This window comes from Pseudomonas sp. 67(2021), assembly GCF_017491835.1.
Taxonomy (GTDB): Bacteria; Pseudomonadota; Gammaproteobacteria; order Pseudomonadales; family Pseudomonadaceae; genus Aquipseudomonas; species Aquipseudomonas atacamensis.
The window spans coordinates 229,273-242,554 of the sequence record NZ_JAFGYL010000007.1 but is presented as its reverse complement, the minus strand read 5'-3'; the positions used below and the strand labels follow the sequence as shown (position 1 = coordinate 242,554).

At 60.5% G+C, this 13,282-nt stretch carries 9 protein-coding genes; 5 read left to right on the top strand and 4 right to left on the bottom strand.

Annotation, left to right across the window (positions count from 1 at the left end):
- Positions 1 to 52 precede the first annotated feature (52 nt).
- A complete protein-coding gene (locus J5M66_RS12330; protein ID WP_123442552.1) occupies positions 53 to 799 on the top strand; it encodes an SDR family oxidoreductase in 747 nt (248 codons plus the stop codon).
- Between the two features lie 131 nt (positions 800 to 930).
- On the opposite strand, the gene mapR is transcribed toward J5M66_RS12330, so the two are convergent.
- From mapR to J5M66_RS12315, 3 genes are all read right to left on the bottom strand, one after another.
- The gene (gene mapR / locus J5M66_RS12325; RefSeq protein ID WP_207809157.1) at positions 931 to 2,340 is read right to left on the bottom strand and encodes a GntR family transcriptional regulator MpaR; all 1,410 of its coding nucleotides are present in this window, start codon (positions 2,338 to 2,340) and stop codon (positions 931 to 933) included.
- Between the two features lie 130 nt (positions 2,341 to 2,470).
- Entirely contained in the window at positions 2,471 to 3,901 is a 1,431-nt protein-coding gene (ccoG, locus tag J5M66_RS12320) for a cytochrome c oxidase accessory protein CcoG (protein ID WP_207809155.1), read from the bottom strand.
- 195 nt (positions 3,902 to 4,096) lie between these two features.
- Positions 4,097 to 4,345 (bottom strand): DUF3203 family protein, encoded by a 249-nt coding sequence (locus J5M66_RS12315; RefSeq protein WP_016774630.1) that lies wholly within the window; start codon positions 4,343 to 4,345, stop codon positions 4,097 to 4,099.
- 123 nt (positions 4,346 to 4,468) lie between these two features.
- On the opposite strand from J5M66_RS12315, the gene J5M66_RS12310 reads away from it, so the two are divergent.
- Positions 4,469 to 4,981 (top strand): MgtC/SapB family protein, encoded by a 513-nt coding sequence (locus tag J5M66_RS12310; protein WP_016774631.1) that lies wholly within the window; start codon positions 4,469 to 4,471, stop codon positions 4,979 to 4,981.
- Positions 4,982 to 5,120: 139 nt separating this feature from the next.
- Here J5M66_RS12310 and J5M66_RS12305 read toward each other — a convergent pair whose 3' ends face one another.
- Positions 5,121 to 5,279, bottom strand: coding sequence for a hypothetical protein (locus J5M66_RS12305; protein WP_163012245.1), 159 nt, complete (start codon positions 5,277 to 5,279; stop codon positions 5,121 to 5,123).
- Between the two features lie 217 nt (positions 5,280 to 5,496).
- Between J5M66_RS12305 and J5M66_RS12300 the strand changes: the two genes are divergently transcribed.
- The 3 genes from J5M66_RS12300 to glgB all read left to right on the top strand — a co-directional run bounded on the left by J5M66_RS12300 (position 5,497) and on the right by glgB (position 13,216).
- Positions 5,497 to 7,494: an alpha-1,4-glucan--maltose-1-phosphate maltosyltransferase gene (locus J5M66_RS12300; protein WP_016774633.1), complete on the top strand. Its 1,998-nt coding sequence runs from the start codon at positions 5,497 to 5,499 to the stop codon at positions 7,492 to 7,494.
- Positions 7,495 to 7,640: 146 nt separating this feature from the next.
- On the top strand, positions 7,641 to 10,982 hold the full coding sequence (treS, locus tag J5M66_RS12295; RefSeq protein ID WP_207809154.1) for a maltose alpha-D-glucosyltransferase: 3,342 nt from the start codon (positions 7,641 to 7,643) through the stop codon (positions 10,980 to 10,982).
- Between the two features lie 2 nt (positions 10,983 to 10,984).
- On the top strand, positions 10,985 to 13,216 hold the full coding sequence (glgB, locus tag J5M66_RS12290) for a 1,4-alpha-glucan branching protein GlgB (protein ID WP_207809152.1): 2,232 nt from the start codon (positions 10,985 to 10,987) through the stop codon (positions 13,214 to 13,216).
- Positions 13,217 to 13,282: the final 66 nt, after the last annotated feature.

The window sequence follows — 13,282 nt, the reverse complement described above, 5'->3', positions numbered from 1 at the left end:
TCGCAGTTATTCTTCCCCCGACTGTTACGTGTGCACGTGGGGGAAGGCCAGCATGGATAAAGTCATTGTCATCACCGGTGGCGGGCGCGGAATCGGCGCGGCTACGGCATTGCTGGCAGCCGAACAGGGCTACCGGATCTGCATCAACTATCAGTCGGATGAACAGGCCGCACACAACGTACTAGAGCAGGTTCGCGCCTTGGGCGCCCAGGCCATCGCGGTCCGCGCCGATGTCAGCATCGAAGACGAAGTGATCGCGATGTTTCAGCGCGTCGACGCCGAACTGGGCCGGGTTACCGCGCTGGTCAACAACGCCGGCACCGTCGGGCAGAAGTCGCGGGTCGATGAAATGTCCGAATTCCGCATCCTCAAAATCATGAAAACCAACGTGCTGGCGCCGATCCTCTGCGCCAAGCACGCGATCCTGCGCATGTCGCCCAAACACGGCGGGCAGGGCGGCAGCATCGTCAACGTGTCCTCGGTCGCGGCACGCCTCGGTTCGCCGAACGAGTACGTTGATTACGCCGCATCCAAAGGCGCGCTCGACACCTTTACCATCGGTCTGTCGAAAGAAGTCGCGGGTGAGGGCATTCGCGTCAATGCAGTGCGTCCGGGCTACATCTACACCGACTTCCATGCCCTGAGCGGCGACCCGGATCGGGTCAGCAAGCTCGAGTCGGCGATTCCCATGGCCCGGGGCGGGCGGCCGGATGAAGTGGCGGAGGCGATTGTCTGGTTGCTGTCGGACAAGGCGTCGTATGCGACCGGGACGTTTGTTGATTTGGGGGGTGGGCGGTAAACCAGTGGATTTGCAGTGTTAATGCCGGACTCTTCGCGAGCAGGCTCGCTCCCACATTGGTTCTGTATTCACAAATCAACTGTGGGAGCGAGCCTGCTCGCGAAGGGGCCAGTCCAGACAACATCTATCCCTCAGAACGACCGCACAATCCGCCCCAACGTCTCCATGGCCTTTTCCGATTCCTCGGTCCATGGGCTGCCGTAATTCAAGCGAATGCAATTTCTGAAACGCTGGGTCGGTGAGAATATCGGCCCCGGCGCGATGCTGATGCCTTGTGCCAGGGCCATCTGGAACAGCTTCAGCGAATCCATTTGCTCCGGCAATTCCAGCCACAGAAAGTAGCCGCCCGCCGGCTGGCTGACGCGGGTCTGCGCCGGGAAGTAACGGGCAATCGCCGCGAGCATCGCGCTCTGCTGTTCTTCCAGGGCATAACGCAGTTTGCGCAGATGCCGATCGTAGCCGCCGTGTTGCAGATAATCGGCAATTGCCGCTTGCGTCGGCATCGAAGCGCACAGCGAGGTCATCAGCTTCAGTCGCTCGATCTTCTGCGCGAAACGCCCGGCCGCCACCCAGCCGATGCGGTAGCCGGGGGCGAGACTTTTGGCGAACGAGCCGCAATGCATGACCAATCCTTCAGTATCAAAAGCCTTGGCCGGTTTTGGCGCCTGTTGCCCGTAATAAAGCTCGGCGTAGACATCGTCCTCAATCAACGGCACCTGATGCTGACGCAGCAGTTCGACCAGCTCCTGTTTCTTCGCCTCGGGCACGGTCGCGCCCATCGGGTTGTGGAAACTGGTCATGCACCAGCAGGCCTTGATCGGATGGCGTTCCAGAGTTTGCGCGAGCACGCCGAGGTCGATGCCGTCACGCGGGTGCACGGGGATTTCCACGGCTTTGAGCTTCAGGCGCTCCAGCACTTGCAGGCAGGCATAAAACGCCGGGGCCTCGATGGCCACCAGATCGCCGGGCTCGGTCACTGCTTGCAGGCACAGGTTCAGCGCTTCGAGAGCGCCGTTGGTGATCAGTAGCTCTTCCATCGGCAGCATCAGCCCGCCGACCATGTAGCGCAGAGCAATCTGCCGGCGCAGTTGCGGGTTGCCCGGCGACATATCGGTGACGACCATGCGCGGATCCATCTCCCGCGCGGCGCTGGCCAGGGAGCGCGACAGGCGTTGCAGCGGAAACAGCGTCGGGCTGGGGAAGGCCGAGCCGAAGGGCACGGTGTTGGGGTCTTTGATCGAATCGAGTACCGAGAACACCAGCTCGCTGACGTCGACTTCGGTGGATTCGTTGACCTGGCTGCTGATCACCGGCTCGGAGAATGTGCTCGGCGTATGGGCGTTGACGAAGTAACCAGAGCGCGGCCGGGCGCGGATCAGGCCACGGCGTTCGAGCAGGTAATAGGCCTGGAACACGGTCGACGGGCTGACCCCGTAAGCCTGGCTGGCATAGCGCACCGACGGTACCCGCTGGCCAGGCCCGAGGACGCCGGAGCGGATCAGTTCAGCGATGTCATCGGCGAATTTTTCGTAGCGTTTCATGGTGGATCCGAATGGGGTCTATAAGGAATCGCGTCGCCTCCATTCGCGAGCAGGCTCGCTCCCACAACGACCGCGATTTCCTGTGGGAGCGAGCCTGCTCGCGAATGAAAGCACCGCAGTCTAAGGGCAATCAACGATTCATCGGCGCCACAAACCGGCTCTTCGCCACGCTGTATACCTGCGGCTCGTCACTGTCTTCAATCCTGAAACTCAATGTCTGCGAACTGCTCGCCGGGCGCTCGGTGGTCATTGCCACCGACACCGGTACATCGACAATCTCCCCGGGCGCCAGGCTCAATGCCGTCTTGCCCTGCAACTCAAACCCGTCGCCATCAACCAGACTCAACCGGTAATCCTGCCGTTGCTGAGTCTTGTTGATCACTTTCAGCGAATAAATATTCTCGATCTGGCCTTGAGCGTTCTCGCGGAACAACCCGCGATCCTTGGTCACGTCCAGCGACACCATCGGCCGCTCGATCAATGCCAGCGCCAACGCTCCGATCATCAACAACAACACCGCCGTATAGCCAATCAAACGCGGACGCAGCAGATGGGTTTTGCCGCCCTGCAATTCGCGCTCGGAACTGTAGCGGATCAGGCCGCGCGGGTAATGCATTTTGTCCATGATCGAATCGCAGGCGTCGATGCATGCTGCGCAGCCGATGCATTCCATTTGCAAGCCATCGCGGATGTCGATGCCGGTCGGGCAGACCTGCACGCACAACTGGCAGTCGATGCAATCACCCAGACCGGCTTCTACCGGGCGCACATCACGCTTGCGCGGACCACGGTTTTCGCCACGGGCAGCATCATACGCAATGGTCAGCGTGTCCTTGTCGAACATCACACTCTGGAACCGCGCATACGGGCACATGTGCATGCACACGGCCTCACGCAGCCAACCGGCGTTGATGTACGTGGCGGCGGCGAAAAACAGCACCCAGAACAGACTGACGCCACCGATCTGCAGGGTCAGTAGTTCTTCGGCCAGCGGCCGGATCGGGGTGAAGTAGCCGACGAAGGTCAGGCCGGTGATCACGCTGATTGCCAGCCACAGCGTGTGCTTGGCGGCACGCCGCGCCAGTTTGTTCAGGCTCCATGGCGCCGCTTGCAGTTTGATGCGCTGGTTGCGCTCGCCTTCGGTGATCTTCTCGCACCACATGAAGATCCACGTCCACGAGCTCTGCGGGCAGGTGTAACCGCACCAGACGCGACCGGCAAACACGGTGATGGCGAAGAGTCCGAACGCAGCAATGATCAGCAGCGCCGAGAGCAGAATGAAATCCTGCGGCCAGAACGTCGCGCCGAAGATGTGGAATTTGCTTTCCGCCAGATCCCACAGCACCGCCTGCCGACCGCCCCAGTTCAGCCACACGGTGCCGAAAAACAGCACAAACAGAACGCCGGCGCCGCTCATACGCAAGTTGCGGAACAGGCCGGTGAAACTGCGGGTATGGATCTGCTTGTCGGTGGGTCCGGCGGTCGCTTTCAAAGGGCGCGCGGGTACGCTTTTTATCGTTGGCGATGCTTCTACGGTTCGGACGGGGATTTGCTCGCTCATGTTCGTTCGCTCATCAGCCTCCATCAGGCCGATGCACTATGAGCGCCGATCTGTTTGCAGAACAGACTCAGGTTTGGCAATAAAAAGCGGATCAGATGAGGTTTGGCGCACTGCCTGCGACAACTTGAAGCAACCTGCCAGGCAAGGCGCAAACGCCTATTGCAGGCGTCTGCGACGGGTGTTGATCGAGATCAATCAAACCACCGAATCACTGTCATCGGCCTTCAGATGTTTGCGCCCGTCCTTGGCCCCGGCGACGGTCAAGGCATCGGCTTCTGCTTCGGTGATGTAGGTACGTTTGCCTTCGATTTCCACGAACGACATGGCTTTGTCGCTATCGGTCAGGACTTCGAGTGTGTCGCAGATGCGAATTTCCTCACCATGCTCGACGGTAAAAAAACACACTTTCTGCTCGGGGTTGGATTCATCGATTCGCACGGGCATGGCGGCAGTCCTTGTTCGAGGGAGGTCTGCACATTAGGAAGCGCAGCGCGCCGATCGTTCTGCGCAACCGATTAATGGTCGCTGTTGTCCATCGCTTATCAAGCCAATAACAAGGGAGGCACGATGGAAGACTGGTGGGATGAAGTGTGGGCCACGATGCAAGCCGAATTTGCCGATATCGGCGACGCCTCGCAAATGACCCGGATCACCGTACGTCTGGTGATGGCGGCGATTCTCGGCGGGATTCTCGGATTTGAGCGCGAGCATAAAGGCAAGGCAGCGGGCGTGCGCACGCACATGCTGGTGGCATTGGGTGCTGCGCTATTCGTATTGGTGCCGCAGACCTCGGGCGCAGAATCCGATGCCATGAGTCGGGTCTTGCAGGGCGTGATTGCCGGGATCGGCTTTCTCGGCGCCGGGACCATTCTGAAAAATCAACAGGGCGACGAGGCCCATGTCAAAGGCCTGACCACGGCGGCGGGCTTATGGATGACGGCGGCGATCGGCGTGGCGGCGGGGCTGGGCAAGGAAGCGACGGCATTGCTCAGTACCATTCTGGCGCTGGCGATCTTCAGTGTGATGCCGTACGTGGTCAGAGTGTTCGAAAAGGATGTCGACAAGAACGACCACCTCTGACTCCCCGCCGGCTGATGATCGTTCCCACGCTCCGCGTGGGAATGCTTCAACGGACGCTCCGCGTTCGGCTCTGGATGGGACGCAGAGCGTCCCGGGCTGCATTCCCACGCGGAGCATGGGGACGATCAGGGGGCAAGGGTCAGACGATCACCGGCGGCATCGTGCTCGGTGGCTCTTCTTTCGGTGGTGGCGTGGTGCCTGGCGGCTCTTGCTCGGGCACCGGTGGCGGTTCGGTATCCGGCAGGGTGGGTTTGTCGATGTTCGGATCGGGCGTTTCCGCCGGGATCGGGATGCTCATCAGGTGACCTCCGTATGGCACATGGCGTGGGACGTGCTTAAGTGAGTTGACCCGGCCACGACAAATTCGATCCGCAGGTTTGTCTTGTTAATTTCATCTGAACTTTTCCCCGCGCCGGTTGCTCGGAACCTAAGTGAGTTCATGACAGGGCCGGCGCTTTGTCGCGAATACTGTTCCGGCACAAGAGCGTCCTTGGGGCGTTAAGGAGAGATGCTCAATGACTGCTGAAAGACCTTCAGAGCTGAGTTACAACCCGCACATGCCGCTGTCGCAGGCGTTGCTGCTGCCACGTATCGTCATCGAAAACACCATGCCGACTCTCGACGGCGGCCAGTTCGCCGCCAAATCGATTGCCGGGCGCGAAGTGGTGGTGACCAGCAAAGTCTTTGCCGACGGCCATGACAAGCTCGCCGTGCGCATCCGCTGGCGCGAGGAAGGCCAGGAAACCTGGCAGACCGAGGTCATGTCCGATCAGGGCAATAACACCTGGCAAGGCCAGTTCCGCCCCGAAGAGCAGGGCCGCTACCTGTATTGCATCGAAGCGTGGATCGACCATTTCGCCAGCTTCCAGTACGAACTGGAAAAGAAGCACAGCGCGGCGGTGCCGGTTTCTCTGGAGTTGCAGGAAGGCCGCACGATGGTGCAACAGGCCGCCGAACGCAGCGAAGGCCAGCTCAGCGAGCAGCTCGCGGCGCTGCACCATGAATTGTCCGGCCTGCTCGAAACCGAGCAGGTCGCACTGTTTCTGCACTCGCGCAGTGCAGAGCTGATGGCTCAGGCCGATCACCGTGCCTACCTCAGCATCAGCGCCGAATTCCCCATGGACGTCGAGCGTGAACTGGCCGAATTCGCCAGTTGGTATGAGCTGTTTCCGCGCTCGATCACCGACGATCCCCAGCGTCACGGCACTTTCAACGATGTGCACTCGCGTCTGCCGATGATTCAGGACATGGGGTTCGACGTGTTGTACTTCACGCCGATTCACCCGATCGGCCGCGCCCACCGCAAGGGCCGCAACAATTCCCTGACTGCCGGACCGGACGATCCCGGCAGTCCGTACGCGATCGGCAGCGAAGAGGGTGGCCACGAAGCGATTCACTCGCAACTCGGCACCCGTGAAGATTTCCGCCGTTTGGTGGCCGCCGCCGCCGACCATGGCCTGGAAATCGCTCTCGACTTCGCCATCCAGTGTTCTCAGGATCACCCGTGGCTCAAAGAGCATCCGGGCTGGTTCAACTGGCGCCCGGACGGCACGATCAAATACGCCGAAAACCCGCCGAAGAAATACCAGGACATCGTCAACGTCGACTTCTATGCGCCGGACGCGATTCCGAGCCTGTGGGTCGAGTTGCGCGACATCGTCGTCGGCTGGGTCAAGGAAGGCGTGAAAATCTTCCGCGTCGACAACCCGCACACCAAACCGCTGCCGTTCTGGCAATGGCTGATCGCCGATGTGCGCACGCTGTATCCGGAAGTGATCTTCCTCGCCGAGGCCTTCACCACGCCGGCGATGATGGCGCGTCTGGGCAAGGTCGGGTATTCGCAGAGCTACACCTATTTCACCTGGCGCAATACCAAGGCCGAGCTGGCGGAATACTTCACCGAGCTGAACCAGTCGCCGTGGCGCGAATGCTACCGGCCGAATTTCTTCGTCAATACCCCGGACATCAACCCGGCGTTTTTGCATGAGTCGGGGCGTCCCGGTTTCCTCATTCGCGCGGCGCTGGCGACTATGGGTTCGGGGCTGTGGGGCATGTATTCCGGTTTCGAATTGTGCGAATCGGCGCCGGTGCCGGGCAAAGAGGAATACCTGGATTCGGAGAAATACGAGATCCGTGTCCGCGACTTCACCGCGCCGGGCAACATCATTGCCGAGATCGCTCAGCTCAACCGCATCCGCCGGCAGAACCCGGCGCTGCACACGCATCTGGGTCTGAAAATCTACAACGCCTGGAACGACAACATTCTGTACTTCGGCAAGCGCAGCGCCGATGGCAGCAATTTCATTCTGGTCGCAGTCAGCCTCGATCCGCATAACGTGCAGGAAGCGAATTTCGAACTGCCGCTGTGGGAAATGGGCCTGCCGGACGATGCCACCACCCATGGCGAAGATTTGATGAACGGCCATCGCTGGGACTGGCACGGCAAATATCAGTTCATGCGCATTGACCCGGCGTATCAGCCGTTCGGGATTTGGCGGATCAGCGCCACGTAATGATCGTTCCCACGCTCTGCGTGGGAATGGATCCCGGGACGCTCCGCGTCCCAAAGCGGACGCAGAGCGTCCATGGCGGCATTCCCACGCAGAGCGTGGGAACGATCGTCGTGGGACGCCCATAAAGTATTCAACAGGAGTTCCACATGGCGAAGAAACCCAAGGCAGCCGCCTTCATCAAAGACCCGCTCTGGTACAAGGACGCGGTGATCTATCAGGTTCACGTCAAATCGTTTTTCGACTCCAACAATGACGGGATCGGCGACTTTCCCGGGCTTATCGCCAAACTCGATTACATTGCCGACCTCGGCGTCAACACCATCTGGCTGCTGCCGTTCTACCCCTCGCCACGTCGCGACGACGGCTACGACATCGCCGAATACCGTGGCGTGCACAGCGACTACGGGACCATGGCCGACGCCAAGCGCTTCATTGCCGAAGCGCACAAGCGCGGTCTGCGGGTGATTACCGAACTGGTCATCAACCACACCTCCGACCAGCACCCGTGGTTTCAGCGTGCGCGTAAAGCCAAGCCGGGTTCGGCGGCGCGGGATTTCTACGTCTGGTCCGATGACGACCAGAAATACGACGGCACGCGGATCATCTTCCTCGATACCGAGAAGTCCAACTGGACCTGGGACCCGGTCGCCGGTCAGTACTTCTGGCACCGCTTCTACTCGCACCAGCCGGATCTGAACTTCGATAACCCGCAAGTCATGAAAGCCGTGTTGTCGGTGATGCGCTACTGGCTGGACATGGGCATCGACGGCCTGCGCCTCGACGCGATTCCGTACCTGATCGAGCGCGACGGCACCAACAACGAAAACCTGCCCGAGACCCACGACGTCCTCAAGCAGATCCGTGCCGAGATCGACGCCAACTACCCCGACCGGATGCTGCTGGCCGAGGCCAATCAGTGGCCGGAAGACACTCAGCTGTATTTCGGTGACACCGATGCCGCTGGGGTCAATGGCGACGAATGCCACATGGCCTTCCACTTCCCGCTGATGCCGCGCATGTACATGGCGTTGGCGCAGGAAGATCGCTTCCCGATTACCGACATTCTCCGGCAGACCCCGGAAATTCCGGCGAATTGCCAGTGGGCGATTTTCCTGCGCAACCACGATGAGCTGACCCTTGAAATGGTCACCGACCGTGAGCGCGATTACCTGTGGAATTATTACGCGGCTGACCGTCGCGCGCGGATCAACCTCGGTATTCGCCGTCGTCTCGCACCGTTGATGGAACGCGACCGTCGCCGCATCGAACTGCTCAACAGCCTGCTGCTGTCGATGCCCGGCACGCCGACTCTGTATTACGGCGACGAAATCGGTATGGGCGACAACATCTACCTCGGCGACCGCGACGGCGTGCGTACGCCGATGCAGTGGTCGATCGACCGCAACGGCGGTTTCTCCCGCGCCGATCCGGCCAGTCTGGTACTGCCGCCGATCATGGACCCGCAGTATGGCTATCAGTCGGTCAACGTCGAAACCCAGTCCGGCGATCCGCATTCGCTGTTGAACTGGACGCGGCGCCTGCTGGCCGTGCGCAAGCAATCGAAAGCCTTCGGCCGTGGCACGTTGAAAATGCTCTCGCCGGCCAACCGTCGCGTGCTGGCTTATACCCGCGAATACACCGATGTTGATGGCAAGCACGAAATCATCCTGTGCGTGGCCAACGTCTCGCGCAGTGCGCAAGCAGTGGAGCTGGATCTGTCGGCGTACGTCGGCATGGTGCCGGTGGAAATGCTCGGCGGTAACGCGTTCCCGCCGATCGGCCAGTTGAATTTCCTTCTGACCCTGGCGCCGTACGGCTTCTATTGGTTCGCGCTGGCAACGGAGAACCAGATGCCGAGCTGGCACGTCGAACCGGCGCAGAGCCTGCCGGACTTCACCACGCTGGTACTGAAAAAACGCATGGAAGAGCTGCTCGAAGCACCGTCGCGCAACACGCTGGAGCAAAGCATTCTGCCGAGCTGGCTGCAGAACCGTCGCTGGTTCGCCGGCAAGGACGCGGCGATCGAGAAGGTCAATCTGGCTTATGGCGTGCGTTTCGGCGACGCCCAGCATCCAGTGCTGCTCAGCGAAATCGAAGTCACCAGCGGTGGCCAGACCAACCGTTATCAACTGCCGTTCGGCTTCATTGCCGAAGACCATGTCGGCCCGCCGTTGCCGCAGCAATTGGCGCTATCGCGTGTACGCCGTGTGCGTCAGGTCGGCCTGATTACCGATGCGTTCAGTCTGGAAACCTTCGTCCGCGCCGTTCTGCAAGGCATGCAGAACAACACCGTACTGGAGTCGATCGAAGGCGAAATCCGCTTCGAACAGACAGATCATCTGGAAAAACTCGGCCTCGGCGCCGAGTCGGATGTGCGCTACCTGTCGGCCGAGCAATCGAACAGCTCCGTGGTTGTCGGCAACAGCCTGGTGCTTAAGCTGATACGCAAAGTGGCTTCTGGCGTACACCCGGAACTGGAAATGAGCGCTTACCTGACCGAGGCCGGGTTTGCCAATATCTCGCCACTGCTGGGTTCGGTGATTCGCCGCGACGCGCAGGGGGAAGACAATCTGTTGATGATCGCTCAGGGTTATCTGAGCAATCAGGGCGATGCATGGGAATGGACGCAGAACAACCTGGAACGGGCGCTCCGTGATGAACTGGCCGACGCCATGTCCGAGCAGGAGCAGCATTACAACGCGCTCGGCGAGCTGAAGGACTTCGCCGGCATGCTCGGCCAACGTCTGGGCGAGATGCATCAGGTGCTCGCTGCGCCAACCGACAACGCCGACTTTGCGCCGCAAGTGTCGTCGAGCAAGGACATGGCCGCGACGGCCAAGGATGTCACCGCCCAGGTCGAACATGCCTTGAAATTGCTCAAGCAGCATCAAGGCGAGTTGAACGCGGCGGACCAGAAACTGGTCAAGCGTCTGCTCGACGAGAAGAAAACCATTCTTGCCCATGTGCAGGATCTGGCGAAGAAAGCCACTGGCGGCTTGCGCATCCGGGTGCATGGCGACTTGCATTTGGGTCAGGTGCTGGTGATCAAGGGCGATGCCTACCTGATCGACTTCGAGGGCGAACCGGCGCGGCCGTTGAGTGAGCGTCGCGGCAAGCACAGCCCGTACAAGGATGTCAGCGGCGTACTGCGTTCGTTCGATTACGCAGCGGCGATGACCATCAATGTGCACAACGTCGACAACAGCGTCGAAGCCGAAGCGGCGCGTAAACGTGTCGCCGAGCGTTATCTGCGCGAAGCACGCGAGGCATTTGTCCAGGCATACCGCGAGGCAGCAGCTAGTCTTGAGCATGCCTGGCAGGATCCTCAGGGGGCCGACGCCGCGCTGGCGTTGTTCGGCCTGGAAAAAGCCGCTTATGAAGTGGCCTACGAGGCGGAAAACCGCCCAACGTGGCTGCCCGTGCCATTGCACGGCTTGTATGGATTATTGACAGGGCTTAAACCCTTTTCCGATCTTGGTGGAGAGTAGTCATGAGTTTCTCGAACAAGGAACAGGGTGTGGTAAAGGAAGCATTGTTACCCTCGGCACGCGACATTGATGCCTTGGTACGCGCCGAACATCAGGACCCGTTTTCCCTTCTCGGCCCGCACGGCGATGGCGCCGGCGGGCAATTCATCCGCGCTTATCTGCCGGGTGCGCTGAGTGTCGCGGTGCTGGACAAGGACAGCGGCGAAGAGCTTGGCCCGCTGGAGATGACCGAGACGCCGGGGTTGTTTGTAGGCCATTTCGATCAGGCGCGACCGTACCTGTTGCGCACGCGCTGGGCTGGTGGCGAGCAGGTCGCCGAAGATCCGTACAGCTTTGGTCAGTTGCTCGGGGAAATGGATTTGTATCTGTTCGCCGAAGGCAATCACCGTGACCTCAGCGCTTGCCTCGGTGCACAGCTGAAAACCGTTGATGGCGTGGACGGCGTGCGCTTTGCCGTGTGGGCACCGAATGCCCGCCGTGTCTCGGTGGTTGGCGATTTCAACGTCTGGGACGGTCGTCGTCACCCGATGCGCCTGCGCCATCCTTCGGGCGTGTGGGAGTTGTTCATCCCTCGCCTGCAAGCGGGGGAGTTGTACAAGTACGAAATCCTCGGCGCCCACGGCATTCTGCCGCTCAAGGCCGACCCGATGGCGCTGGCCACCAGCCTGCCGCCGGACACTGCTTCGAAAGTCGCCTCGCCGTTGCAAATCGACTGGCAGGATCACGAGTGGATGAATTCCCGTCAGGATCGCCAGCAGCGCTCCAAGCCTCTGTCGATCTATGAGTTGCACGCCGGCTCGTGGCAGTGCGAGCTGGATGATCTCGGCGAAGTCGCGCGCCAGTACACCTGGCCGGAACTGGCCGAGCGGCTGATTCCTTATGTCAAAGAGCTGGGATTCACTCACATCGAACTGATGCCGATCATGGAGCACCCGTTCGGTGGATCCTGGGGTTACCAGTTGCTTTCGCAGTTCGCGCCGAGCGCACGTTACGGCACACCGGATCAGTTCGCCGCGTTCGTCAACGCCTGTCACCAGGCCGACATCGGTGTGATCCTCGATTGGGTACCGGCGCATTTCCCCACCGATACCCATGGTCTGGCGCAGTTCGACGGCACCGCGCTGTACGAATACGGCAACCCACTGGAAGGCTTCCATCAGGATTGGGACACGCTGATCTACAACCTCGGTCGCACCGAAGTGCACGGTTACATGCTGGCCTCGGCGCTGCACTGGCTGAAACACTTCCACATCGACGGCCTGCGTGTCGATGCCGTGGCCTCGATGCTATACCGCGATTATTCGCGCAAGGCTGGCGAATGGGTGCCGAACCGCCACGGCGGTCGGGAGAACCTGGAAGCCATCGACTTCCTGCGTCATTTGAACGACGTGGTTGAACTGGAAGCGCCGGGTGCGCTGGTGATCGCCGAAGAGTCCACCGCATGGCCGGGCGTCAGCCAGAGCACCCAGCAGGGCGGCTTGGGCTTTTCCTACAAATGGAACATGGGCTGGATGCACGATTCGCTGCACTACATCCAGCAGGACCCGGTGTACCGCGCCCATCACCACAACGAGTTGAGCTTTGGTCTGGTCTATGCCTGGTCGGAGCGCTTCATCCTGCCGATTTCACACGACGAAGTGGTGCATGGCAAACACTCGCTGATCGACAAGATGCCCGGCGACCGCTGGCAGAAATTTGCCAACCTGCGCGCCTATCTGAGCTTCATGTGGACGCATCCGGGCAAGAAGCTGCTGTTCATGGGCTGCGAGTTTGGCCAATGGCGCGAGTGGAACCATGATCAGCAGCTGGACTGGTACCTGCTGCAGTATTCCGAGCACAAAGGCGTGCAGAAACTGGTGGGCGATCTCAACCGGCTGTATCGCGAAGAGCCGGCACTGCACGATCAGGACGACGCGCCGCAAGGCTTCCAGTGGTTGATTGGCGATGATGCGATCAACAGCGTTTACGCGTGGTTGCGCTGGAGTAAGGACGGCTCGCCAGTGCTGGTGGTTGCCAACTTCACACCGGTACCGCGCCAGTCGTATCGCGTCGGCGTGCCGTTTGCCGGGCGCTGGACCGAGCTGTTCAACAGTGACGCCGACATTTACGCCGGCTCCAACTATGGCAATGGTGGCGGGGCATTGACCGATGAAGTACCGAGTCATGGTCAATCGTTGTCGCTGGAACTGAATCTTCCGCCGTTGGCGGTGTTGATTCTCAAGCCGCAGGGCTAGCAGCTGTGGGAGCGAGCCTGCTCGCGAAGGCGCCATGTCAGTCAACAATGATGTTGAGGGTGGCAC